We start from the raw sequence: 25,831 nt of genomic DNA, 5'->3' as shown, positions 1-25,831 counted from the left end.
CTTACTAGTGCTAGGACAAAAAAGCAGCCGAGGGTGTACGTATACCCCTCGGCTGTTTTTTTATAGTTTTTTCAATTCGTCTACAAGCTCTGCGAATTTTTTCATTGCTGCTTCGATTGGTTCAGGAGTGGTTAAATCGACTCCTACCGCTTTAAGGAGCTCCAATGGATCGGCTGAGCTTCCACTTTTAAGGAACGTTAAATACGACTCAAGGACGTCTTTATCGCCTTCTAAAATCTTAGTGGCAATTTGAATGGCTGAGGCGAATCCTGTTGCGTATTGGTATACATAAAAGGCACGATAGAAGTGAGGGATGCGAGACCATCCGTATTTCACCTCATCATCAAATACAATATCTGGACCGTTATAAAGGCGGAAAAGCTCTTCATATAGTGTATTTAAGTTTTCTGCATTTAGCGATTCACCGTTTTCTGCTTTTTCATGGGTTTGCTTCTCAAAATCAGCAAACATTACTTGCGTGAAAAAGGTACCGCGGAATTGTTCGATGAAATGATTTAATAAGTAAGCTCGCATTTTCTCATCCGTCGTTTCATTTAACAAATAGTTAATTAGCAAAACTTCGTTTACCGTTGATGCTACTTCGGCAACAAAAATGCGATAGCTTGCGGTTATTTGTGGCTGGTGCTTGCTTGAATAATGACTGTGTAGTGCATGACCCATTTCATGAACAAGTGTAAATAAGCTATTTAAATCATCGTGATGATTTAAAAGAACAAATGGGTGGACACCATAAACGCCCATATTGTAAGCGCCTGAACGCTTTGCAGGTGTTTCCCTTACGTCAATATAGCGTTTATCTTTAAACTCTTTTAATCGCTCAACGTACTCTTCACCTAATGGCTGTAAAGCGTGAATCATCGTGCTGTATGCTTCCTCATACGGAATGTCTGCTTTGACACCAGGTACAATCGATGCATTTAAGTCGTATTGGCGCAGTTCATCAACACCAAGCTTTTCCTTACGTAATCGGCTGTATTCATGTAATGGTTGAATATGGTTTCTCGCTGCCTCAATTAACTGATCATATACAGCTGGATCAATGTCGTCCGCAAAAAGAGCTTTTTGCAGAGCGGACTCATAGTTGCGTACTTTCGCCATGGTTGCATTCTTTTTAATTTCCGCACCGAGTGTTGTAGCAATCGTATTATTTAGTTCAATGTACGGCTTATAGTAAGCTTTGTACGCTTCTTTTCTCTTATTTCGATCCTCGTCTTCAATCAACTTTGCATACATGCCTCTTGTTAATTGAACTTTTTTCCCTTTATCGTCGGTTACATCACCAAATTGTATATCTGCATTATTCAACATACTAAATGTTGCGCCAGGAGCTTGAAACGATTCGCTCAGTTGCGAAAGCAATTCTTCTTTTTCTTTTGAAAGAACGTGGTCTTTAAACCGAAACGATTTCCATAGTTCGTCTTCGAAATATTCGAGTTCTTTTTCTTCTTTTAAGTAAGAACGAAGTGTTTCCTCATTTAAGCTTAAGAGGAATGGCATAAAAAAAGCGGTTGATTCACTTACTTTCACCCCAAGCTTTGTTGTGCGATCACTTAACGTTTGCGCATGAGAATCCCTCGTATCAATGTCGGTTAAAAACATGGTATACGCAAATACTTTTCGCAAATGAAACGAAAGCTCTTCTTGTGTTTTTAAGTAGGCTAACAAATCGGAGCCACTAGTAATAGCGCCATCATATGTTTGTAATTTGTCACAGATGCTTTCGCATTCTTCTAATTTAGCGCGCCATTCCTGTTCATTGTTAAATAAATCGGTCAAATCCCACTTTTCGTGATCAGGGACTTCTTTTCGTGTTGAATATGTCGTCATCTAGACACCCCTTCGAAGTTAATAGCGTATTCGTTCTAGTGTAGCACGCAAGCGGTAAATTATGTTTGAATCTGAGATTTTAAAAACATTTATGGTAATTTGACAGCTTCTAAAAAGTGTTTTTGTTGAACGTTTGTATTTATTAGAAAGGAATATACTTTTTATCGTTGAATGAGTTACATATTGAACTTTTATTATAAGTTCGAGAGTTGTTATGAGGCGTAAATATCTAGTGTAAGTGAATCAAAGCAAAAAATAAAAAGTTTGCGTCAGTGAGAAGAATCGAGATGAAGCTATACGATTTTAAATAGATCCAATATTTTTGATGGTTCTCTAGCTACATTCTGCTGTATCTACGTCTTATTCCATTATTGTAAAGAGGTGTGTTAATTGATGTCTAAAGCAAAGATGTATTCTTACTTAGGAATAGTAATACTTGTAATTTCACTAGTAATATCAATAATAGTAGATAGGATAATGATATTTATATCTGTAATCCCAGTATATGGCGTATTATTTTTCTATGCGCATAAAGAAAAAGTGAATGATCAAAGAAACGGATAAATAAAGGATAGCTAAAAAATCCTAACTTTTATTCTGACTAAGAGAATGGAATCCTGTTAATTAGAGATTTCTTTAAAACTGCTTCGGGATTAGATAAAAGGAAACGAATCGTTTCTTTTAAACGGAAATATGCCTCACTGAAATCAACATTTTAGGCAGATTAATCTCTTGACAAAAGATGCGGAAACATTCAAATCTTTTGAAAAAGAGATGAACATACGTAATTAAAAAGAAAATTACAATTGTTTTCTGTGCTATACTGATGAGAAAAGGTGGTGAAAAGGATGCTTGCCCCAGAGCAACGAAAAGCAATTCACGCGCTGCAGCAAAAGGTAGAACACTATGATAAGACGAAGTTAAAAATGAATTGGGATATGCTTGCACAACAAAATCGTTCCGAGTCGAAAACGGAAGATTACTTTCATTATGACGAAAAAGGTACGTTACTTGGTTATTTGGCGGTTTTTTCATTTGGGAAAAAAGTCGAATGTTTGTGTCTTGTTGACCCAGAATACAGACGGAGAGGCATTGCCCGCCATTTAATGACTCAAGCGCTCAGCAATTGGCATCAGCAGGCAGCGCCTTTTCTCATTAATACTCCTGAAAACGCTACGAGTGGTCATGCTTTCTGTCGGGCAGTTGGTGCTGTCTATCAATTTTCTGAGCATCAAATGGTTTGTCGCGAAATACCAATGCCTTGTTCAAAGGAGGGCATTCGAATTCGTCCAGCTGTTTCGAGTGATCAAGCATCCATTCAATGCTTAGATAAAGAGGGTTTTGGTTTATCGATGGAAGAAACAAATCATTTGAGACCAGACGAAGTAAATGGAACTTATATCGTTGAAGCTGCTGGTGAAGTAGTTGGGAAATTAAGAGTGCAGCGTCAAAAAGATGAAAGTTGGATTTACGGTTTCGTCATTAAGAAAGAGGAGCGCGGTAAAGGTATTGGTCGAGCTGTGTTAACGGATATTGTCCATCGTGAAGTTCGAAACGGAAAAACAGTTTGGTTAGATGTTGTGACCTCAAACGAGCAGGCGTTGTCATTATATAAAAAATGTGGGTTCACTGTAGAAGGTGCCCAAGCATATTATCGTTATAAAGCATGAAATAAAGAGTATGAATCTTAAATAGATCCATACTCTTTTTCGTGCTACTCTTGATCTCGTCGTTCCCATTGCTCCGTTTCGACTTCATTTCCACCAATCCAGCGAAAGAAGCGTCGGAAAATGCCTTTGTCTTGTTCTGGCTCTTCATCAATTGGTTCTGATTCTTCCAGCTTACTACAGGGTTCGAGCGGTTCGGTCCCCATTAAGAAAGCGGTAGGTCTTCCACCAGGGCAAGATTCATTCGTGAGCAATCCAGTATGAGGGTCGACTGTTTTCATAACAACCCCAGGAGGACGAGTGAATGGAAGCGTTAGTTCATCTTCCATGGCTGACTGCATGAAATCTGCCCAAATTCGTTTAGCAATTTGGCCTTCTGTAAATTGATTAATGTCTTTCTTCTCATCGTAGCCAGTCCAAACAACTGTGACAAGCTGTGGCGTATAGCCAATCATCCAGCTATCTCGCGGCGTAGACCCTGACTTACCAGCAGTCGGATGAGTCAGTTTCTTTGCTACACTGCCACCAGTTACCGACGTGTAGCTATTTAGTTCAGGTTCAAAAACACCCTTCATCATATCCGTTAAAATATACGCCGTGTCAGCCCGAAGTACTTGCCGTTGTGGGCTGTTTGGTTCAAAGATTTTCTTACCTTCTCCATCCGTAATATGACGAATAAACACAGGCTCACTCATCTTTCCCCCGTTTGCTAGCGCTGTATAGGCATTTGCCATATCAATAATGGATACGGGCTGTGCACCAAGTGCAAGAGAGGGTAGTTGTTTAAGTTTACCTAAGCCAACGGTTTCTGCAACTCGAACCAGTTCTTCCTCCCCAATAGACAGATGGGTTTTCACCGCGTAAATGTTATCAGAGTAGGAAATCGCTTCGAGCATTGTAATAAAATCGTTCGCATAAATATCGTTATAATTACTAGGCTCGTATGAATCCCGTCCTTCGTCAAATGTGAAAGAGGTCGGTTCACTAAGGAATGTTGTCATTGGCGTGAAGCCATTCTCAAGTGCTGCGTAGTAAAGAAATGGTTTCATTGTTGATCCAGGGTGTCGCTTAGACTGAGTCGCTCGATTATATGAACTATCTTCATAGTCTTTTCCGCCTACAAGTGCTTTCACTTCGCTTGTTCGAGGATCCATTGCAACAAGTGCCACTTGCAAATCACTTTCCGGCATATAGTGCGCAACAAGATCTTCTGCTTGTTGCTGAAGAGTGGGGTCAAGTGTCGTCTGAACGCTTAATCCTCCTACTTTTAACTGTTGTTCTGTAAGTTGAGTGTAGTCTTTCATGAAGGCTTTTACATGGTCTTGAAAATAAGGAGCAAGCTCTTGTGCTTCAAGATCCTTTTGATCGGTAAATTGGAGTTTTTCTTCTTTCGCTAAGGAAGCTTCTTCGGTTGTAATAAAGCCTGCCTCCACCATGCTGTTTAAGATGGTATGCTGGCGGGACGTCGCTCGTTCCAAGTCATTTAATGGTGAATAATAGCTTGGTCCTTTCGGCACACCTGCTAGCATAGCCGCTTCTGCTAAAGAGAGATTCTTCGCATTTTTGTCGAAGAAGTGAGAAGAAGCCGCTTCAATACCGTAGTTACCATGGCCGTAGTAAATGGTATTTAAGTAGCCTGCTAAAATCTCGTCTTTCGAATAATTCATTTCTAATCGAAGAGAGTAAACAAGCTCATTCCACTTGCGCACATACGTTTTCTCATGGGATAAATATAAGTTACGAGCGTATTGCTGTGTAATTGTGCTGGCACCTTGTCCTTTTGAACCAGATCGCAGGTTCGCTAGGAGCGCTCCACCAATACGTTTAAGGTCAAATCCATAGTGGGAATAAAATTTCCGGTCTTCCACAGCAATTGTAGCATCTATTAAATAGGGTGATACCTCGTTTAACGGGACGGTTTTTCGATTTTGACCTGCTTCTTCACTATCAATGATGGAACCATCGTTCGCTAAGAATTGATTAGGGAAAGCAAGTTCAATTGGTGGTGGACCTTGCATTCTGGCATAGGATAAGAGAGCAAGGATGCTTATAATGATGCACATAATCGTAATTAGGCAGTATTTAGCCAGCGATTTTACTTGTTTAAAGCGTTTTTTTTGACCTCTTGTTGCTGGAATCAACTTGCTCACCCTTTCGTTCATCATCTCTTTACTAGTTTGGAAAAAAAAGCAGATTTTTAAACAAGAGTTGCAATTCCGCTCCCATCCGCTATACTTGCTCTTAGCAAAGAAATCATGTACACATGGTTTTAACTAAATGAGGTGACAATAGTGGAATTTTGGTTTACAGAAAAACAAACAGAACGATTTGGCATTACGATGAAAATTAAACGCACGCTGCATTCTGAAAAGACGGCGTTTCAGCAACTAGATATGGTGGAAACAGAAGAATTCGGAAATATGTTGTTATTAGATGGTATGGTGATGACAACAGAAAAGGATGAATTTGTGTATCACGAAATGGTGACACACGTTCCATTATTCACACACCCTAATCCAAAGCATGTCCTAGTAGTAGGTGGTGGAGATGGCGGAGCGATTCGCGAGGTCATTAAGCATCCATCAGTTGAAAAAGCCACTCTTGTTGATATTGATGGAAAAGTAATTGAGTACTCAAAAAAATATTTACCAACCATTGCTTGTGCCCTTGAGGATGCTCGTGTGGATGTTCAAGTAGACGATGGGTTTATGCATATTGCAAAATCAGAAAACGAATATGATGTCATTATGGTTGATTCAACAGAGCCAGTTGGTCCTGCTGCTAAATTATTTGAACGAGGTTTTTATGAAGGGATCTCAAAAGCATTGAAAGAAGACGGGATTTTCGTAGCGCAGACCGATAACCCTTGGTTCCATCAAGACCTTATTACAAATGTATATAAAGATGTACAAGAAATTTTCCCGATTACACGTTTGTATACATGCAACATCCCTACATATCCTAGTGGCATGTGGACATTCACAATCGGTTCAAAAAAACACGATCCTTTAAAAGTGGAAGCGACTCGTTTTCATGAGATTGACACAAAATACTATACAAAAGACATTCACAACGCTGCTTTTGTATTACCCAAATTTGTGCAAGATTTATTGAAGTAAGGAGTGACATGTATGCGATTTGATGAATCTTATTCTGGCAAGGTCTTTATTATGAGCCGGGCAACTTATGAAGAAGCTGATGCTGTCATTTACGGAATGCCGATGGATTGGACCGTTTCCTTTCGTCCAGGTTCCCGTTTTGGTCCAGCCCGCATCCGAGAATCTTCTCTTGGATTAGAAGAATACAGCCCTTACGCAGACAAGCATTTAGAAGAGGTTGCGTATTTTGATGCTGGTGATATCCCGCTTCCATTTGGAAATGCAGCAAAGAGTTTAGACATGGTTGAAGAATACGTGGAAGGTCTTTTAAATGACGGCAAGTTCCCCCTCGGTTTAGGTGGCGAACACCTTTTATCATGGCCAATTTTTAAAGCCATGTATCGTAAATATCCAGATTTAGCGATTATTCATATTGACGCACACGCAGATTTACGTGAGGAGTATGAAGGAGAGGTATTATCTCATTCCACCCCAATTCGTAAGGCGTGTGAATTAATTGGACCAGAAAACGTCTATTCATTTGGCATTCGTTCGGGTATGCGTGAAGAATTTGCGTATGCAAAGGAATCAGGGATGAATCTCTTTAAGTTTGATGTTGTTGAGCCGTTGAAGCGAGTATTGCCTAAGCTAAAAGGGAGACATGTTTACGTAACGATTGATATTGACGTACTTGATCCGGCGTATGCTCCAGGTACGGGCACTGCTGAGGCTGGCGGTATTACATCAAAAGAATTGCTTGAAGCACAAATTCATTTAGCAAAAGCAGATCTTTCTATTGTTGGCGCAGACCTTGTTGAGGTGGCTCCTGCCTATGATCCAACGGAACAAACGACCATTGCAGCTAGTAAGTTTGTGCGCGAAATGCTATTAGGATGGGTAAACAAACGATAAATACACCTGTTAAGTGCTAAAGGTAGGTTTCCGGTAGAGGAGTACTTACTGCTAGCGCTTTTTCATTTATTGCCCTTTTTTTGAGAATGGAAACTCTATTCAATTGCAAGACGTATATAAACGAAGTAAAATGGATAAGGAAGTAATGATTGTATGAATAATAGAATGGAATGAACAAATCATGAAGAGGAAAGTCCAGATCTCTTTTCAAACCATGACATATTTAGAAGGTCAGCCACCTGATTCCTTCTCTTTTGTAACGGAAGGCGATTATTATATAAAAAACAACGCCTCTTATTTGCGTTTTAAAGAAGCCCATACTCATGGACAAGATGTGTATTCAACAATGAAATGGGATGGTGAAGAACTGATGCTGATTCGCCAAGGTGGGATTATTATGCGTCAGAGTTTTGCACCGAAACAAGAAACGTTTGGACGTTATGTCACACCCGAAGCTTCATGGGAAACAAAAGCGATTACTGAAACCCTTATTGTGCAACTTCCTAAAGCAAATAAAAACAAAGGGAAGATCTATGTGCGCTACCATTTCTTCTTACAAGGGCAAGCAACAGGCGAGCATGAGATTCGGTTGAACATTGAGCGCAAAGAAGAATAAATGACAGGTCAAAAGAGCAAGGGATTGTTCCCTTGCCTTTTCTATGAGTGTAAAGGAAAGGAAGTCTAACATGAATCCATTAGATCAAATGAAACAGTCACTACAAACAGAAATTAAGCATGCCATTATAAAGGCCGGGCTAGCAACGGAAGAAGAGGTACCGGAAGTATTTTTGGAAGTACCAAAAGAGAAAGCCCATGGTGACTATGCTACAAATATTGCGATGCAACTGGCTCGTATTGCGAAAAAAGCACCACGTCAAATTGCAGAAAGCTTTACTGCGCAAATAAATAAAGAAAAAGCTAAAATTGAAAAAATGGAAATTGCTGGACCAGGCTTTGTAAATTTCTTTTTAGACAATAGTTATTTACGAGACATTATTCCAACGGTGCTTGCTGCAGGTGAGCGTTATGGTGAGAGTGATGCTGGTGAACAAGAGAAAGTATTAATCGAGTTTGTCTCTGCTAATCCAACAGGTGATTTGCATTTAGGACATGCCCGTGGCGCAGCGGTTGGAGATTCTTTAGCAAACATTATGGCAAAAGCCGGTTACAATGTCTCACGCGAATACTATATTAATGATGCTGGAAACCAAATTGATAATCTAGCTTTGTCGTTGCAAGCTCGCTATATGCAGGCGCTCGGGCATGATTTTCCTATGCCGGAAGATGGGTATCAAGGTGCCGACATTATTGATATTGCCGCACAGTTAAAGGCGGAAGTTGGCGATGAGTATGCTACATTAGAAGAACAGGAAAGACTAGAAATTTTGCGACACTACGGACTAAACAAAGAGCTAGAGAAAATTAAAAAAGACTTAAGCGTGTATCGGGTGTCGTTTGACCACTGGTTTTCAGAAACATCCCTTTACGAGTCTGGTCAAGTAGAAAGAGGACTTGACGTATTGAAAGAAAAAGGAAAAACCTACGAGCAAGACGGGGCGACATGGTTACGCTCAACTGAGTATGGTGATGATAAAGACCGTGTTCTTGTAAAAAATGACGGCAGCTATACGTATTTAACGCCAGATATTTCGTATCATCTCGATAAGTATGATCGTGGACATGATCGTTTAATTGACATTCTAGGAGCCGATCACCACGGCTACATCCCACGAATGCGAGCAGCCATTCAAGCATTAGGCTATGATGCCTCCCGTTTTGATGTTGAGATTATTCAAATGGTTAGCTTGTACCAAGGCGGCGAAAAAGTGAAAATGAGTAAGCGTACTGGAAAAGCCGTTACACTAAGGGATTTAATGGACGAAGTGGGAATTGATGCGACGCGTTACTTCTTTGCAATGAGAAGTGCTGATACGCATATGGACTTCGATATGGACCTTGCTGTTTCAAAATCAAATGAAAACCCGGTTTATTATATTCAATATGCTCACGCTCGAATCTCTTCTATCCTTCGCCAAGGGGAAGAAGCAGGTATGACCGATTACAATCAAGCTGATTTAACACTGCTTAATGGTGAGAAGGAATACGAGTTATTAAAAGTAATTGGTGACTTCCCAATAGCTGTTGCTGATGCAGCGAAGAAGCAAAACCCACAACGAATGGCCAATTATACGTACGATCTTGCACAAACACTGCACAGTTTTTATAACGGCAATCGTGTTGTTGATGGGGACAATGAAGCTCTTTCTTATGCACGATTGGCACTCATGAGAGCAACACAACTAACGATCAAGAACGCACTGGCTCTATTAGGCGTTCATGCACCTGAGAAGATGTAACAATGGAAATCCTTTGGTGGCTTCTGATTGTCGTCTTTTTCGTTGCAAGCTACGTCGGACTGATTGTACCCATTATTCCATCTGTCCTCGTACTATGGGGTGGCTTCCTTATTTACCTTTTTGGGTTGTCGGGAAGCCTAAGCACATGGTTTTGGGTCGGTATGGCTGTGTTGACGTTCTTTTTATTAGTTGTTGATTTTCTAGCAAATGTTATCTTTGTAAAACGTACAGGAGGATCTAAATGGGGCGAACGAATGGCGTTAGTCGGTGTAATCATTGGTGCGTTTATCTATCCACCGTTTGGTTTAATTCTCGTTCCCTTCGTGCTCGTCTTGGCAGTGGAATTGTTACAGCAAAAAACGTTTAATGAAGCTATTAAAATTGCATTTGCTTCCTTTCTCGCGTTTTTAAGCGGATCGTTTGCTAAAGCCGTTGTACAAACGGTGATGATCATTTGGTTCTTTATTGAAGTATGGTTAAATTAAGGCAGAAACAAAAGCGCTATGACGACGAATTCAGTTCTGAGAACGTCTGACTCTAGCGCTTTGCTATAAGAAATTGATAAGAGGCTTTGTAGCTTTTTCTTTTAAGCGATCCAGTTTGGGTCGCTTTTTTAACGATTCCTCTGTTATGGTAATGGATCGTTCGAGGTCACGCTGAAAAAGTATTTCGACATCGTTTATGAATGCTTCATTATTCGTGACACAGCTCATCTCATTATTCAAATGTAAGCTACGTTGATCAAAGTTAGCAGTACCAATAAGACAAGTAGCATGGTCAACAATAAGTACCTTCACGTGATAGAAGCCACGGTAGTAATGATGGACAATAGCCCCGGCTTGGATGATGGTAATGATAAATGGCGTTGCAGCATGTTTCACAAAAGGATGATCGGCTTTTTCAGGTAGTAGGATGGTTACTTGTACGCCTCGCTGACAAGCTTCGACCAACGCTTTTTGAAGTGCCTTTGTTGGAATAAAATAAGGCGTTCCAATGGATATAGATTGTGTTGCTGAATGAATAAGGTCTAAGTACTGTTTTTCGAGTCCCACTCCTTGAGTACTGAAAAACTGTATGTGTTGAGAGCCTTCTTCTAATTGGGGAAAGAGTCTAGACTGATTAGGGATTGCTTCTACTTTTTCAAAGTCACTCATAAACTGTGATTGAATCGCATGCACACCTGTACCGGTTAATCGAATGTGAAAATCTCGCCAATGGCCAAAAAATGGATTACGACCTAAATATTCATCCCCGACATTGAAACCTCCTATGTAGCCAATACGGCCATCAATACAGGAAAGTTTTCTATGATTTCTTCGGTTCATTGAAAAAAAGATCCATGGCGTTTGTATTCTAGAAGAAGTTTGAAAATGTACGCCTGCTTGCTTTAATGCTTTCTTATCTGATTTCGAAAGTTTACATCCAAATTGATCGATTAGTAAGCGAACCGTTATGCCTTGTTCAGCTTTATCACAAAGTGCCTGTATCACGCGTTTACCAATGCCATCGCTTCTAAAAATATAGAACTGAATATGGATATGGTCTTTTGCTTTTGCAATGTCAGCTAGTAAACAGGCGAATAGCGCTTCACCATCGGAAAGTAACGATGCTGTGCTTGGATAAGAAGAGGTAATGTTACCCGATTCATGCTTACGTAAATGGGTTAGTCCGAACTGGTAATCAAACCGAAGCCAGAAGAAAATGGCACAACCAATGGTGATAATCATGAGCAATAGTAACATAGGGCATGCTCCTTTCTGCTTCTTTATCGTTACCGAAGAGAAGGTAAACCATCCAAAAATAGAGAAAAAAGTTTTGTTGACTGAATGCTCATTCATTAAAGTTGTGATATACTACGCTTAACGAAACTTGAGGAGGTATATAATGGGAGTTAGCACAGCTCTACTCACGGTGAATTGGGTTTTATTTCTTCTTGTAACCGGTTACGCGGTGTATCTTTTTGCAAATCTCATCTGGACGAGAATGACATTTATTAAATTGGGCAAAAAAGCAGAATTTGAACATACGCTAAACGAACGTATGCAAGCCATCTGGAAAAATGTATTTGGCCATAAGAAGTTAATGAAAGACAAAAAAAGCGGCATTATTCATCTCATGTTTTTTTATGGTTTCTTAATGGTTCAACTAGGTGCAATGGACTTAATATGGAAAGGGTTAAACCCTGGTAGTCATTTACCCTTAGGCCCTGTTTATCCGTTCTTTGTCTTATTCCAAGAACTCGTCGTTGCGATGATTCTAATTGCCGTCGTATGGGCCTTTTATAGACGCTATGTTGAAAAAATAGTACGTCTCAAGCGGAATTGGAAAGCTGGGTTAGTGCTTATTTTTATCGGTGGATTAATGGTTTCAAAGACGATTGCAAAAGGAATGGAAATGATATGGCTCGGAAAGGAATTAACGTTTTTTGAACCTCTGGCCTCCTCTGTGGCGTTTGTAACGAGCTGGATCCCTGTTACGGTTGCAGGTGGACTATTCTTTGTTTTTTGGTGGATGCACCTTCTCTTTTTATTAAGCTTTCTAGTCTATGTCCCTCAGTCAAAACATGCGCACTTAATTGCTGGTCCTGCGAATGTCTTTCTAGGTCGGACACATAAAGTCGGAAGACTAGCAAAAGTGAATTTTGAAGATGAGGATGCGGAAAGCTTTGGAGTTGGTAAAATTGAAGACTTCAATCAAAAGCAGCTACTTGATTTGTATGCATGTGTTGAATGTGGTCGATGTACCAATATGTGTCCAGCAACGGGAACAGGAAAAATGCTGTCGCCAATGGATTTATTATTAAGAATGCGCGATCATTTAACCGAAAAAGGTGCCGCGATTACGTCACGTTCGCCTTGGATGCCTTCCTACGCATTTTCAAATACAGCAGCCAATTCCTTAGCGGCGAAAGGCCATGAAGAAGCAGCTGCTAGTTATGATGTCAGTTTGATTGGAGATGTCATTACAGAAGATGAAATTTGGGCATGTACAACATGTCGTAACTGTGAAGATCAATGTCCTGTGATGAACGAACATGTGGATAAAATTATTGACTTGCGCCGTTACCTTGTTTTAACAGAAGGAAAAATGGATCCCGATGCCCAACGTGCGATGCAAAACATTGAGCGACAGGGGAATCCATGGGGAATCAGCCGAAAGGAACGTGAAAATTGGCGAGATGGGCGTGAAGATATTTATGTACCAACAGTAAAAGAATTAAGTAAAAAAGGGGAAGAGTTTGAATACCTATTCTTTGCGGGCTCAATGGGTGCTTACGATAACCGGAGTCAAAAAGTCGCACAATCATTCGCGAAGTTGCTTAACCTTGCTGGTGTTTCATTTGCGATTATTGGGAATAAAGAAAAGAATTCCGGTGATACGCCAAGACGACTAGGAAATGAGTTTTTGTTCCAAGAACTTGCAAGCGCTAACATCGAGTTATTTCAGAAGCATAATGTGAAGAAAATTGTTACAATTGACCCGCACGCATACAACACATTGAAAAATGAATACCCAGATTTCGGGTTGGAAGATGTCGAAGTTTATCACCACACAGAACTTCTTGCAACATTATTGCAGGAAGGAAGGCTGACGCCGACGAAAGAAGTAAATGAAACGATTGTGTTCCATGATTCTTGTTATTTAGGTCGATATAACGATGTGTATGATCCGCCGAGAGAAATTTTGAAGCATATTCCGGGTGTGAATGTTGTAGAGATGGAGCGTAATCGTGAAAATGGTATGTGCTGTGGAGCTGGTGGTGGCATGATGTGGATGGAGGAAGACAAAGGCCAACGAGTAAACGTTGCCCGGGCTGAGCAAGCCCTTGCAGTTGCTCCATCTGTGATTGGTAGTGCATGTCCGTACTGCTTAACCATGCTCAGCGATGGCACGAAGGCATTGGAAAAAGAAGATGATGTACAGACAATGGATGTTGCTGAAATTTTAGAGAAGTCTCTAGAAGAACCAGCATAATAAGATTCGCGTAAAGCGAATCTTATCTGCTTAATAAAATGACCGAGCGTTCGCTCGATAAGGAGAGTGTCTTATGAAATCGGTAATCATTGATGGTGCACGAACACCAATTGGAAAAATGGGTGGAGCATTGGCTTCATTCAAAGCAACCGATTTAGGTGGATTTGCTTTAAAAGAGGCATTAAACCGAAGTCAGCTAGACCCGGAAGCTGTTGATGAAGTCATTATGGGCAATGTCCTCCAAGCAGGAGTAGGACAATTACCTTCCAGACAGGCAATGCATGCAGCGGGAATTCCTTGGGAAGTGAAAACAGAGACAATTAATAAAGTGTGTGCTTCCGGTATGCGTGCAGTAACAATGGCAGATCTATCGATTCGTTCTGGAGAAGCTGAAGTGGTTCTAGCAGGAGGTATGGAATCCATGTCTAATGCGCCTTACTATATGCCGAAAGCGCGCTTTGGAGCAAGGATGGGCGATACCACGCTTATTGATGGAATGGTTTATGATGGATTAACATGTTCATTTACAAATGTCCATATGGGGGTTTATGGGAATAGTACTGCTGAAGATCTAAACCTGTCACGAGAAGAACAAGATCGCTGGGCTGCACGAAGCCAAGAATTAGCTAACAAAGCAATTGAAAGCGGTATCACAAAAGAGGAAATCGTTTCTGTTGAAGTGAAAGGGCGTAAAGGCGAGAAGACAATCATTGAACAAGACGAAAGCCCACGTAAAGGTACAACAGTGGAAAGCCTTAACGAATTAAAACCAGTATTTGGACGTGACGGTACGATTACGGCTGGAAATGCACCAGGTGTCAATGATGGTGCGTGCGCCATGCTCATTATGAGTGATGAACGTGCTAAAAAAGAAGGGAAGTCTCCACTTGCAACGATTGTTAGTCATGAACGTATTGCTGTGGAACCAAAGGATTTTCCGAAAACACCGGGTCTGGTCATTAACAAACTTCTTGATAAAGCGTCTGTGTCCTTAAGTGATATTAAGCGATTTGAAATTAATGAAGCGTTTGCCGCTGTTGCCCTGGCAAGTAATCAACTAGCCGAGTTAGACGAAACAAAAGTAAATGTTAATGGTGGAGCGGTTGCTTACGGTCATCCAATTGGGGCTAGTGGTGCCAGAATCATTCTTACATTGGCGTATGAATTAAAGCGAATTGGTGGCGGATATGGCATTGCTTCTATATGTAGCGGCGGTGGCCAAGGGGATGCCGTGCTATTGTACGTAGAGGAGACTGCTTAATGAAAACAAAAACAATAATGGTAATCGGTGCCGGGCAAATGGGGTCTGGCATTGCGGAAGTATTTGCAGCAAAAGGGTACGTCGTTTTGCTGCATGATCAAAAGCAAGAGCTTTCGCAAGCAGGTGTGGACGGTATGGAAAAAAGGCTGCAACGACTAGTTGATAAAGGGTACATCGAGCAGACAGATGTCACGTCAACTCTTGCTCAGATTACGCCAATTTCGGATATGCGCCAAGCTGCAGCGGCTGATCTTATTATTGAAGCGGCTACAGAAAACGTTGACATTAAGAAGCTTATCTTTAAGGAGTTGGATCGCTATGCCAAAGAGGGCGCGATTCTGGCTACCAATACATCTTCCTTACCAATTACGGACTTAGCAAGTGTAACCAATCGGCCAGAAGCCGTTATTGGCATGCACTTTATGAACCCTGTACCGAGGATGAAATTAATTGAAATTATCCGTGGCTTAGCTACAAGCGAGGAAGTCTTTCAAACGATCGAAACGCTCTCTTATCAGCTTGATAAAGTGCCTGTTTGTTCAGAGGATTTTCCTGGTTTTGTCTCAAATCGCATTTTAATGCCAATGATTAACGAGGCGGTTTTTACTCTTTATGAAGGTGTTGCCACAGCTGAAGATATTGATACCGTCATGAAGCTTGGTATGAACCACCCGATGGGCCCATTAACGCTGGCTGATTTTATCGGATTAGATACGTGTTTATCCATTATGAACGTGCTGCATGAAGGATTTGGTGATGATAAGTACCGCCCGTGTCCGTTACTAAAAAAATACGTGCAAGCAGGTTGGCTTGGAAAAAAAGCAGGCAGGGGGTTCTTCCAATATGAGTAGTGTTTTCTTTAATGAAGAGCAAGTAATGATGAAAAAAATGGTGCAAGAGTTTGCACGAGAACAAATTGCGCCTAAAGTCGAAAAGATGGAAGAGGAAGACTGGTTCCCGCGTGATATTCTCAAACAAATGGGTGAGCTAGGTTTAATGGGGGTTCCTGTACCCGAGAAATATGGTGGCGCAGGAATGGACTTTGTTTCCTATATCATTGCCGTTCATGAAATTTCGAAAGTAAGCGCAAGTATTGGCTTAATTATGAGTGTGCACACTTCAGTGGGAACCATTCCAATTGTTTTATATGGCACAGAAGCGCAAAAGAAAAAGTACGTCCCAAAACTTGCAGCAGGGGAATGGATTGGTGCGTTTTGTTTAACTGAGCCAAATGCAGGCAGTGATGCAAAGGCGTTACAAACAAGAGCAGTAAAAGACGGCGATGACTATGTGCTAGATGGCTCGAAAGTCTTTATTACAAATGGTGGGGAGGCAGGGACCTACCTTATTTTTGCCGTGACTGATCCAACAGCGGGTTCAAAAGGAATATCGTGTTTTATTGTAGAAGACGGTACACCAGGACTCATTATTGGCAAAAAAGAAAAGAAGCTTGGTCTGTACGGTTCGTCCACAACGGAAATTATCTTAGAACAATGTCGGATTTCAAAGGACCAACGTTTAGGAGAAGAAGGCGAAGGGTTGAAAATTGCCCTTGCTAACTTGAATTCAGGGCGCATTGGGATCGCAGCGCAATCTCTAGGAATTGCAGAAGCTGCTCTTGAAGCGGCGACAAATTATGCAAATGAACGAAAACAATTTGGAAAGAAATTAAATCAGCATCAAGGGCTTGCGTTTAAATTAGCAGATATGGCAACAGATACAGAGGCAGCCAAACAATTAACGTATTCTGCTGCGTTTCTTAAAGACAAGAATATTCCTTGTGCAAAAGAAGCGAGTATGGCTAAGTTATTTGCCTCTCGAGCCGCAATGGATGTTGCCACGAAAGCCATTCAAGTTTATGGTGGGTATGGTTATATGAAAGAATACCCTGTAGAGCGTTATTTCCGAGATGCCAAGGTTTGCGAGATTTACGAAGGGACGAGTGAAATCCAGCAAATGGTTATATCGAGACAACTTTCCTCGTAAAGACGATTTGCGCTTATTCCCTCCGTGTTAAAATGGTAGAATCGTATTGACAGGAGTGGGTGTAGTGGCTGGGAAAAAAGTAATTCCTTCAATGGTGAAAGATGAAAAACTAATAAAAAAACGTCGTCAGCAAATGATTAAAGGTGCTGTAAGTCTTTTTATAGAAAAAGGATTTCATCGAACGACAACAAGGGAAATTGCAAAAGAATCAGGTTTCAGTATAGGCACGCTTTATGAATACATTGGGACGAAAGAAGATGTGCTCTATCTTGTCTGTGACTCCATTTACGATGAAGTAATGGAGAGTGTGAAGCGGCTGCTTGATGAGAGCGGTACCCCGTTAGATCGCTTAAAAATTGCGATTCGCGCGTATTTAGCGGTTGTCGATGAAAAGCAAGACGAAGTGCTTGTTATGTATCAAGAAACAAAGTCTCTTCCAAAGGAAACGTTGCCATATGTTTTAAAGAAAGAATTAGAGATGGTAACACTAATGGAATCCTTTATTCGGGCTTGTGTTCAAAATGGAGATATGCAAATAAGTGAGAAGCAGCAGCATTTACTGGCTCATAATATTCTCGTTTTAGGACAGATGTGGACGTTTAGGCGTTGGTCCATGCAAAAGCAGTTGGATATCGACGAATACAGTGATTTACAAATTAAACAGTTACTTTCTTCGTATGTTTTGTTAGACTCGTAGTAATTGGTTGCTGCGAGTTTTTCATTATGGCTAGAAATAAACGTAAATCTTGTTTATAATGGAACGTATGATTTTAGCAGTAAATGGCTTACACTAATAGATGGTACGATTTATGAAGATGATGGAGGGTGTGCCCGATTATGGTTGATTTGCAATCTTTGAATCAAGAACAGCTCGATGAAATGTCCATGGTAGAAGCAGCGTTTGCAATTATGGTGGATCAGAAAAAGGCGTTTAATTTCTATGATTTACTAGAGGAAGTAGCGAAATTAAAAGGTCTGTCGAGATCAGAAGCAGAGGCTAGAATTTCTTTCTTATATACTGATTTAAATATCGATGGGCGTTTTCTAACGCTTGGTGATAACCAATGGGGTCTGAAAGCATGGTACCCACACGAGCAGTCTGAAGAAGAGATTACGCATTCTGTTAAACCGAAGCGTCGTAAAACAGACGATGATGAAGAGGACTTTGATGCGATTGATGAGCTTGAAGAGGACGAATTTGAAGACTTGGAAGATGAGCTCGACGAATTGGCTGACGAGGAAGACCATGACGAAGAAGAAGACGATGACGATGATTTCACGGATAAAGATGAAGATGAAGACTTAGGTGATTTTGACGATGACGAGGAAGCTTCAAGCGAAGAAGAGGAAGATTAAAAAGTCTGCTTGACTTCTACGTGATAACTAGGTAAAATCATTTTTGGGCTTATCATGAGCTTATATAATGGAAATAATAAACAAAAGTGCGCCCCATAGTATGCCTATGGCGACGTGTCACTTTTGTTTTTTTTTTGATAGACATGTTCGAGCAAGATCCCCTTAAAAGCTAAAAGGAGGAAGTAGGATGTCAGCGAAATATATATTTGTTACAGGTGGCGTAGTTTCTTCATTAGGAAAAGGAATTACAGCTGCTTCATTAGGGAGACTACTAAAAAATCGTGGGTTAAAGGTGACCATTCAAAAGTTTGATCCATATATAAACGTCGATCCGGGAACAATGAGTCCTTATCAGCACGGGGAAGTGTTTGTTACCGACGATGGTGCTGAAACTGACTTAGATTTAGGGCATTATGAGCGTTTTATTGATATTAACCTTAGTCAAAATTCAAACGTTACAACAGGTAGAGTTTACTCAACTGTATTAAAGAAAGAGCGTCGTGGTGATTACCTTGGCGGTACGGTTCAAGTTATTCCGCACGTAACAAACGAGATTAAAGAGCGTGTTCTCCGTGCAGGTAGAGAAACGGGCGCAGACGTCGTGATTACGGAAATAGGTGGTACAGTAGGTGATATCGAGAGCTTACCGTTCTTAGAAGCAATCCGCCAAATTAAGAGTGATGTTGGGATGGAGAATGTCCTTTATTTACATTGTACGCTTATTCCATATTTAAAAGCTGCTGGAGAAATGAAGTCAAAACCAACTCAGCACTCTGTTAAAGAATTGCGTTCATTAGGAATTCAACCAAACGTCATCGTAGTACGGACCGAGCGTCCAGTTCCACAAGAAATGAAAGATAAAATTGCGTTATTCTGTGACATTCGTAAAGAAGCTGTGATTGAGGCAGGGGACGCAGATACGCTTTATCAAGTTCCACTCGATCTGCAAGCGCAAAAGCTCGATCAGATTGTCTGTGACCACTTGCACTTACAATGTCCAGAAGCAAATATGGATGAGTGGAGTGCACTTGTTAACCGTGTAAGCAACTTAAGTAAGAAAGTTCGTATTGCGTTAGTGGGTAAGTATGTGGAATTACAAGATGCGTATCTTTCTGTAGCAGAAGCGTTACGTCACGCTGGTTATAATGTCGATGCTGATATCGAAATTGACTGGGTGTATTCAGAGCAAGTGAATGACGCGAATGTGGCCGAGCGATTAAAGGATGCAGACGGCATTCTTGTACCAGGTGGATTTGGCGATCGTGGTGTTGAAGGAAAAATTGCTGCTACTCGTTATGCTCGAGAACATAAAATACCGTTCCTTGGGATTTGCTTAGGCATGCAGCTCGCGTCTGTTGAATTTGCTCGCACAGTACTTGGAATGGACGGAGCACATTCTGCTGAATTAAATCCAACTACACCTTATCCTGTCATTGATTTACTGCCAGAGCAAAAGGATGTTGAAGATTTAGGAGGAACCCTTCGTTTAGGTCTCTATCCTTGTAAATTAAAAGAAGGTTCTCTTGCCCGTTTAGCTTATGGTGAAGAAGTCGTTTATGAGCGTCATCGTCATCGTTATGAGTTTAACAATGAATATCGTCAACAAATGGAAGAGGCTGGATTTATTTTCTCCGGTACAAGCCCAGATGGACGTTTAGTGGAGATTATTGAAGTTGCGGATCATCCATATTTTATTGCAAGTCAATTCCATCCAGAGTTTGTGTCACGTCCAACGCGTCCACAACCGTTATTTAGAGAATTCGTAGCAAAATCATTAGAGGTAAAAGAACAACAATAAAAGTAGTTAAGTGGCTGGGTCAAAAGGTGATGTTTCATTCCTTATAGGCTCAGCCTCTTTTTAATCGGAAAGTTCCGTCCACAGCTAAGGTGAAGCTTTAACCCAGTTCAGTCTATGGTGTCAGTGGTTAAAGGAGAACAATACGTTGGAAAAGTGAAAAAAAGACTAAAGGAAATTGTTCCACCTTTAGTCTTTCAGTTCATTTACAATATCAAGCGTGTTTAAATAGAGCTGATTATACATAAAGAGTGTGGCAATCAATCCAGGGTGTCCAACACGCTCTCCTTGCTCGTTAGGAGTCAGCCCTTTTGTAAGGCCAAGCTCTATTAAGCTATCAGCATCGACCTCGCTACCACCATAAGCCCCAGTGACAATCAATACGACAGGTACGCTTTCTTCGTTACAAACCTTTAAAAGTTCTTTTGTTTCAGAGTCGCTTGCATCAGGTGAAAAGAGAAGGAAGCGGTCGGTAGAAGAAAAGGATTGCTTGCTGTAAATCACTCCATTTGGTAATGATTCAAAGCTTGCTGTCGTTGCATATTCTAGTGCTTTAAGTTCTGCTATCCCCTTGACATAGATGGTGCCATTTGCCATGATCGATTGTGATAAGAGTCTAGCGGCATTTTCGAGTTCATCTGGTTGAGTATCATTTATCTTTTTTAATAAACCAATAAGTTGAGTTGTGTAAATCTTATCCATATCTGTACCTCTCTCACGAATTACTTGTTATTATTCTAGTTTCCTGATAGATAAAATGCAAATTAATAAAGGAAACCCACGAAACAACACGAATAAGTTTACAATGGAGAGGATGACTAGGAGGAGTGTACGATGGTGCATAATGTTATGATTGTAGATGATCAATTTGGAATACGAGTATTATTAACGGAAATCTTGCAAAAAGATGGCTATCAAATGTACCAAGCCGCTAACGGGAAAGAAGCGCTTGATATACAAGAACTTGAAGAAATTGACATTGTTCTGTTAGACATGAAGATTCCTGGTATGGACGGTGTAGAAATTCTCAAAAAGATGAAAGAACGCCAACCAAGTATTAAAGTTGTCATGATGACAGCTTACGGTGAGTTAAAGATGGTGAATGAAGCATTGGAAAACGGAGCAATTAGTTATATGGCCAAGCCGTTTGACATTGAAGATGTAAGGCAAGTAATTCGTCATAATCTCTAAAAGTGTCAAAGTTTGAAAATGGATCCGTTTACATTTAATTTCTAACTCTTTCCTAGGTCAAATCGAAAAAAGATATGCTATAATAGATTCGATTAAAGATTCGTGTGCCTAGGTAGAATAGTTATTTTATATTTATTTCTTTACATAACTTTCGAATATAAGGTTATTTTAACAATAAATGAAGATGGACTTATTCCACCTATGGTAAGAGAAATGAAGGAGGACAATCATGCCTTTAGTATCGATGAAAGACATGTTGAACAAAGCGAAAGCAGAAAGCTACGCGGTTGGTCAATTTAATTTAAACAACTTAGAGTTTACTCAAGCAATCCTACAAGCTGCAGAAGAAGAGAAATCACCAGTTATTCTTGGTGTTTCCGAAGGTGCGGCTCGTTACATGGGTGGATTTAAAACAATCGTTGGATTAGTAGAAAACCTAATGGAAGAGTACAATGTAACTGTTCCAGTAGCGATTCACTTAGATCACGGTTCAAGCTTTGAGAAATGTGTAGAAGCCATTCATGCTGGATTTACATCTGTTATGATTGACGGCTCTCACTACCCATTAGAAGAAAATATCGCGTTAACGAAAAAGGTTGTTGAAGTTGCACACGCGCTTGGTGTTTCTGTTGAAGCAGAACTAGGTCGTATTGGTGGACAAGAAGACGACTTAATTGTGGATGATGCGGAAGCGGCATACGCTATTCCTGAAGAGTGTAAAGAGCTAGTCGAAGCAACCAACGTTGATTGCTTTGCTCCTGCACTTGGTTCTGTACATGGACCGTATAAAGGTGAACCAAACCTTGGTTTCGATCATATGAAAACGATCGATTCACTTGTTGGTATTCCACTTGTCCTTCATGGCGGAACTGGAATTCCGACAAAGGATATTCAAAAAGCGATTGAATTTGGCCATGCCAAAATCAATGTAAATACAGAAAGTCAAATTTCATCAGCTAAAGCTGTTCGTGAAACATTGGCAGCTCAACCTGAGCAATATGACCCACGTAAATATTTAGGACCAGCTCGTGACGCGATTAAAGCAACTGTCGCTGGAAAAATGAGAGAATTTGGTTCTTCAAATAAAGCGTAAGGTGAGACGAAACTTAATAAAAGCAGTCCATGACTGCTTTTATTTCCATTTATGAATGTAACCGTTTTTTTATAGGGGGATATGAAATGAAATTTTTTATCGATACGGCAAACCTTTCTGAAATTAAAGAAGCACACGAACTTGGTATTTTGGACGGTGTAACAACAAACCCTAGTCTTGTAGCAAAAGAAAATGTAGAATTCCATGATCGCATCAAAGAAATTGCAGCGGTCGTTCCAGGAAGTGTAAGTGCAGAGGTTATTTCATTAGAGGCAGAAGAAATGATTCGTGAAGGAAAAGAGCTTGCAGCGATTGCAGAGAACATAACTGTAAAAGTTCCCATGACAGTCGATGGTTTGAAAGCTGTTCATGCGTTAACGGAAGCTGGAATCCAAACAAACGTTACGCTGATCTTTTCAGCTGCTCAAGCATTATTAGCGGCGCGTGCAGGTGCTACGTATGTGTCACCATTTCTAGGTCGCTTAGATGATATTGGACATGATGGACTCAATTTAGTTACTGATGTTCGGACCATTTTCGACACTCATGGATTGGATACTCAAATTATCGCTGCTAGTGTTCGTCACCCGATTCATGTAAACGAGGCTGCAAAACGTGGCGCACATATTGCAACGATTCCACTCAAAGTCATCAAACAACTGACACAACACCCACTCACAGATAAAGGCATTGAGCAATTTCTTTCTGACTGGAATAAATAATGTGAGAAAATTGGATTTGTGCATCAAGAATAACTCTGAACATACTTACTCAAAAGGGACTAGGTATAAAAGGAAGGGATTATCATGCATAAACTGCTAATAAAAGGTGGGCAAACCCTTGAAGGTTCTGTGCAGATCAGTGGCGCAAAGAATAGTGCAGTCGCACTTATTCCCGCTGCCATTCTAGCAGATAGTCCAGTTGTGATTGACAACTTACCATCTATATCTGACGTAGAGCTTTTAGCGGAGCTTTTACGTGAGATCGGTGGAGAGGTTACAATGGACGATCAACAGATGGAAATTAAACCAGAAAACATGGTTGCTATGCCATTGCCAAACGGACGAGTGAAAAAATTACGCGCATCGTATTATTTAATGGGTGCCATGCTTGGGAAATTTAAAAAAGCTGTTATTGGTTTGCCTGGTGGGTGTAATTTAGGTCCAAGACCGATTGATCAGCATATAAAAGGATTTGAAGCACTTGGCGCTCGTGTGACAAATGAACAGGGAGCCATTTATTTGCGTGCGGATGAACTACAAGGAGCGAAGATTTACCTTGACGTTGTCAGCGTAGGCGCAACGATTAATATTATGCTTGCTGCTGTCAGAGCAAAAGGGCAAACCATTATTGAAAACGCCGCAAAAGAACCAGAAATTATTGATGTCGCCACACTTTTAACAAGCATGGGTGCTAAAATTAAAGGCGCTGGAACGAACGTGATACGAATAGAAGGCGTGAATCATCTGAAGGGCTGCACCCACTCCATTATTCCAGACCGGATCGAGGCTGGTACATACATGATAATGGCTGCGGCGATGGGACAACGAGTGCAAATTGATAATGTTATCCCAACTCATTTGGATTCCATTACCGCAAAGCTTAGAGAGATGGGCACGAAGGTTGAAGAAAAAGATGATCAAATGATTGTGGAAGGAATGTTGGACAAAAAAGGTGTCGACATTAAGACGCTTGTTTATCCAGGTTTTCCTACTGATTTACAACAACCATTTACAAGTCTTTTAGTTAGTGCAAAGGGTACTAGTATTGTGACGGACACCATTTATGATGCGCGTTTCAAGCACGTCGATGAACTTAGGCGCATGGGTGCCAATGTCAAAGTAGAAGGGCGGTCCGCCATTGTGAATGGGCGCTCTCCATTACAAGGGGCTAACGTCCGTGCTAGTGATTTACGAGCAGGAGCAGCGCTTATCGTAGCGGGATTAATGGCTGAAGGGGTTACGGAGATTTCCGGTCTTGAGCATATTGATCGCGGATATGAACATTTAGAAGAGAAACTTCGAAACTTAGGTGCGATTGTATGGCGCGAAGAGTTAAATGAAGAAGAAATTGAACAAGTGAATCAATCATAGGGGTATTAGAATCGGGAGGATAACAGAGTATGGAACGCAGTTTGTCAATGGAACTTGTCCGAGTAACAGAAGCAGCCGCACTTGCTTCAGGTCGTTGGATGGGCAGAGGAAATAAAGAAGAGGCTGATCGAGCGGCAACAGAAGCAATGAGGGATGTTTTTGATACGATACCAATGAAGGGTACGGTCGTTATTGGTGAAGGTGAAATGGATGAAGCGCCAATGCTTTATATCGGAGAGAAACTAGGAAATGGCTATGGTCCTCGTGTAGACGTAGCGGTTGACCCACTTGAGGGAACAAATATTCTTGCGTACGGTCAGTGGAATGCACTTGCTGTTCTTGCTGTTGCAGATCACGGAAATTTATTACACGCTCCTGATATGTACATGGATAAACTTGCCGTTGGTCCAGAAGCGGTTGGAAATGTCGATATTGATGCACCTGTTCTTGATAATCTAAAGGCTGTTGCGAAAGCAAAAAATAAGGATATTGAAGACTTAGTTGTTGTCTTATTAAATCGACCTCGCCATGAGAAATTAATTCATGACATTCGAAAAGCTGGTGCGCGAATTAAATTACTATCTGATGGAGATGTCGCTGCTGCTGTAAATACAGGCTTTGATGACACAGGTGTAGATCTGTTAATGGGCTCGGGTGGTGCGCCAGAGGGCGTTTTGGCTGCGGTAGGTTTAAAATGTCTAGGTGGAGATTTTCAAGGGAAATTATTGCCTCAGTCGGAGCTTGAGCTTTCTCGTTGTAAGGAAATGGGCATCGCTGATGTAAATAAAATTCTTCGTATGGAAGATCTCGTGCGTGGCGATGACTGTATTTTTGCAGCAACAGGTGTAACCGATGGTGAATTGCTAACAGGCGTACGGTATAAAGGGACAAAAGCCAATACGCAATCCATTGTTATGCGAGCAAAATCAGGTACAGTTCGCTTCGTCGAGGGAACACATAGTATGAAAAAGAAGCCTGATCTGGTTATGCGCTAACACAACGGTTTCTTGAAGCTGGTGTGAATTTTTGTCGAATAGTGAAAAGGGAGGTTTTCTCCCTTTTTTTATTGATTAATTCTACTAAATATGGTTAAAATAAAGTTTAGTTACTTTCCTTCTATAATAACTTTTCTCCATTTTCCTTCCCTGTTAAAAATTCATGACTAAAGTTAAATGAGTAAATTTTATATGAGAACAAAG

General features: G+C 40.8%; 22 protein-coding genes. 18 read left to right on the top strand and 4 right to left on the bottom strand.

Annotated elements, in window-relative coordinates; translation table 11 throughout:
* Nucleotides 1–60: 60 nt before the first annotated feature.
* On the bottom strand, nucleotides 61–1,848 hold the full coding sequence (gene pepF / locus FPV17_RS20430; protein WP_144560256.1) for an oligoendopeptidase F: 1,788 nt from the start codon (nucleotides 1,846–1,848) through the stop codon (nucleotides 61–63).
* 848 nt (nucleotides 1,849–2,696) lie between these two features.
* Here pepF and FPV17_RS20425 point away from each other — a divergent pair.
* Nucleotides 2,697–3,518, top strand: a complete 822-nt coding sequence (locus FPV17_RS20425; RefSeq protein WP_144560255.1) for a GNAT family N-acetyltransferase — start codon at nucleotides 2,697–2,699, stop codon at nucleotides 3,516–3,518.
* 44 nt (nucleotides 3,519–3,562) lie between these two features.
* On the opposite strand, the gene FPV17_RS20420 is transcribed toward FPV17_RS20425, so the two are convergent.
* On the bottom strand, nucleotides 3,563–5,665 hold the full coding sequence (locus tag FPV17_RS20420; protein ID WP_246117079.1) for a transglycosylase domain-containing protein: 2,103 nt from the start codon (nucleotides 5,663–5,665) through the stop codon (nucleotides 3,563–3,565).
* 141 nt (nucleotides 5,666–5,806) lie between these two features.
* Between FPV17_RS20420 and speE the strand changes: the two genes are divergently transcribed.
* The 5 genes from speE (at nucleotide 5,807) to FPV17_RS20395 (ending at nucleotide 10,367) form a co-directional block, all read left to right on the top strand.
* The gene (gene speE, locus FPV17_RS20415; protein ID WP_035394249.1) at nucleotides 5,807–6,634 is read left to right on the top strand and encodes a spermidine synthase; all 828 of its coding nucleotides are present in this window, start codon (nucleotides 5,807–5,809) and stop codon (nucleotides 6,632–6,634) included.
* A 12-nt stretch (nucleotides 6,635–6,646) separates the two neighbouring features.
* Complete coding sequence (gene speB / locus FPV17_RS20410) at nucleotides 6,647–7,525, top strand: agmatinase (protein WP_038484162.1); 879 nt, start codon at nucleotides 6,647–6,649, stop codon at nucleotides 7,523–7,525.
* Between the two features lie 181 nt (nucleotides 7,526–7,706).
* Complete coding sequence (locus tag FPV17_RS20405; protein WP_035394252.1) at nucleotides 7,707–8,141, top strand: YwiB family protein; 435 nt, start codon at nucleotides 7,707–7,709, stop codon at nucleotides 8,139–8,141.
* Nucleotides 8,142–8,211: 70 nt separating this feature from the next.
* Complete coding sequence (gene argS, locus FPV17_RS20400) at nucleotides 8,212–9,882, top strand: arginine--tRNA ligase (protein WP_144560254.1); 1,671 nt, start codon at nucleotides 8,212–8,214, stop codon at nucleotides 9,880–9,882.
* A gap of 2 nt (nucleotides 9,883–9,884) precedes the next feature.
* Nucleotides 9,885–10,367, top strand: a complete 483-nt coding sequence (locus FPV17_RS20395) for a DUF456 domain-containing protein (protein WP_060704439.1) — start codon at nucleotides 9,885–9,887, stop codon at nucleotides 10,365–10,367.
* A gap of 63 nt (nucleotides 10,368–10,430) precedes the next feature.
* On the opposite strand, the gene cls is transcribed toward FPV17_RS20395, so the two are convergent.
* The gene (cls, locus tag FPV17_RS20390) at nucleotides 10,431–11,624 is read right to left on the bottom strand and encodes a cardiolipin synthase (RefSeq protein ID WP_035394256.1); all 1,194 of its coding nucleotides are present in this window, start codon (nucleotides 11,622–11,624) and stop codon (nucleotides 10,431–10,433) included.
* A gap of 142 nt (nucleotides 11,625–11,766) precedes the next feature.
* Between cls and FPV17_RS20385 the strand changes: the two genes are divergently transcribed.
* The 7 genes from FPV17_RS20385 (at nucleotide 11,767) to pyrG (ending at nucleotide 20,258) form a co-directional block, all read left to right on the top strand.
* Nucleotides 11,767–13,857 carry a (Fe-S)-binding protein gene (locus tag FPV17_RS20385; protein ID WP_144560252.1) on the top strand — a complete coding sequence of 697 codons (2,091 nt, stop codon included), beginning with the start codon at nucleotides 11,767–11,769 and terminating at the stop codon, nucleotides 13,855–13,857.
* Nucleotides 13,858–13,930: 73 nt separating this feature from the next.
* Nucleotides 13,931–15,118 carry an acetyl-CoA C-acetyltransferase gene (mmgA, locus tag FPV17_RS20380; protein ID WP_144560251.1) on the top strand — a complete coding sequence of 396 codons (1,188 nt, stop codon included), beginning with the start codon at nucleotides 13,931–13,933 and terminating at the stop codon, nucleotides 15,116–15,118.
* Nucleotides 15,118–15,969, top strand: a complete 852-nt coding sequence (locus FPV17_RS20375; RefSeq protein WP_144560250.1) for a 3-hydroxybutyryl-CoA dehydrogenase — start codon at nucleotides 15,118–15,120, stop codon at nucleotides 15,967–15,969. The genes mmgA and FPV17_RS20375 overlap by 1 nt, the downstream gene beginning before the upstream one ends.
* Entirely contained in the window at nucleotides 15,962–17,104 is a 1,143-nt protein-coding gene (locus tag FPV17_RS20370) for an acyl-CoA dehydrogenase (RefSeq protein ID WP_035394258.1), read from the top strand. Before FPV17_RS20375 ends, FPV17_RS20370 begins: the two co-directional genes overlap by 8 nt.
* A gap of 91 nt (nucleotides 17,105–17,195) precedes the next feature.
* Nucleotides 17,196–17,801: a TetR/AcrR family transcriptional regulator gene (locus FPV17_RS20365; protein ID WP_035394334.1), complete on the top strand. Its 606-nt coding sequence runs from the start codon at nucleotides 17,196–17,198 to the stop codon at nucleotides 17,799–17,801.
* 140 nt (nucleotides 17,802–17,941) lie between these two features.
* Complete coding sequence (gene rpoE, locus FPV17_RS20360; protein WP_035394261.1) at nucleotides 17,942–18,460, top strand: DNA-directed RNA polymerase subunit delta; 519 nt, start codon at nucleotides 17,942–17,944, stop codon at nucleotides 18,458–18,460.
* Nucleotides 18,461–18,647: 187 nt separating this feature from the next.
* On the top strand, nucleotides 18,648–20,258 hold the full coding sequence (gene pyrG / locus FPV17_RS20355; protein WP_060704442.1) for a CTP synthase: 1,611 nt from the start codon (nucleotides 18,648–18,650) through the stop codon (nucleotides 20,256–20,258).
* 186 nt (nucleotides 20,259–20,444) lie between these two features.
* On the opposite strand, the gene FPV17_RS20350 is transcribed toward pyrG, so the two are convergent.
* Nucleotides 20,445–20,957, bottom strand: a complete 513-nt coding sequence (locus tag FPV17_RS20350; protein WP_035394263.1) for a DUF2529 family protein — start codon at nucleotides 20,955–20,957, stop codon at nucleotides 20,445–20,447.
* A 132-nt stretch (nucleotides 20,958–21,089) separates the two neighbouring features.
* On the opposite strand from FPV17_RS20350, the gene FPV17_RS20345 reads away from it, so the two are divergent.
* The 5 genes from FPV17_RS20345 to glpX all read left to right on the top strand — a co-directional run bounded on the left by FPV17_RS20345 (nucleotide 21,090) and on the right by glpX (nucleotide 25,627).
* Nucleotides 21,090–21,446 carry a response regulator gene (locus FPV17_RS20345; protein WP_060704444.1) on the top strand — a complete coding sequence of 119 codons (357 nt, stop codon included), beginning with the start codon at nucleotides 21,090–21,092 and terminating at the stop codon, nucleotides 21,444–21,446.
* Between the two features lie 229 nt (nucleotides 21,447–21,675).
* Nucleotides 21,676–22,539 carry a class II fructose-1,6-bisphosphate aldolase gene (gene fba, locus FPV17_RS20340; RefSeq protein WP_144560249.1) on the top strand — a complete coding sequence of 288 codons (864 nt, stop codon included), beginning with the start codon at nucleotides 21,676–21,678 and terminating at the stop codon, nucleotides 22,537–22,539.
* A gap of 86 nt (nucleotides 22,540–22,625) precedes the next feature.
* Entirely contained in the window at nucleotides 22,626–23,261 is a 636-nt protein-coding gene (fsa, locus tag FPV17_RS20335) for a fructose-6-phosphate aldolase (RefSeq protein ID WP_035394265.1), read from the top strand.
* Nucleotides 23,262–23,345: 84 nt separating this feature from the next.
* Nucleotides 23,346–24,632 (top strand): UDP-N-acetylglucosamine 1-carboxyvinyltransferase, encoded by a 1,287-nt coding sequence (murA, locus tag FPV17_RS20330; RefSeq protein ID WP_144560248.1) that lies wholly within the window; start codon nucleotides 23,346–23,348, stop codon nucleotides 24,630–24,632.
* Between the two features lie 29 nt (nucleotides 24,633–24,661).
* Nucleotides 24,662–25,627 (top strand): class II fructose-bisphosphatase, encoded by a 966-nt coding sequence (gene glpX / locus FPV17_RS20325; RefSeq protein ID WP_035394268.1) that lies wholly within the window; start codon nucleotides 24,662–24,664, stop codon nucleotides 25,625–25,627.
* Nucleotides 25,628–25,831: the final 204 nt, after the last annotated feature.

The organism is Shouchella miscanthi, from assembly GCF_007725405.1.
In the GTDB taxonomy this organism is placed as follows: Bacteria; Bacillota; Bacilli; order Bacillales; family Bacillaceae_D; genus Shouchella; species Shouchella hunanensis.
The sequence above is the reverse complement of the archived record's forward strand: the minus strand, read 5'-3'. Positions and strand labels throughout refer to the sequence as shown.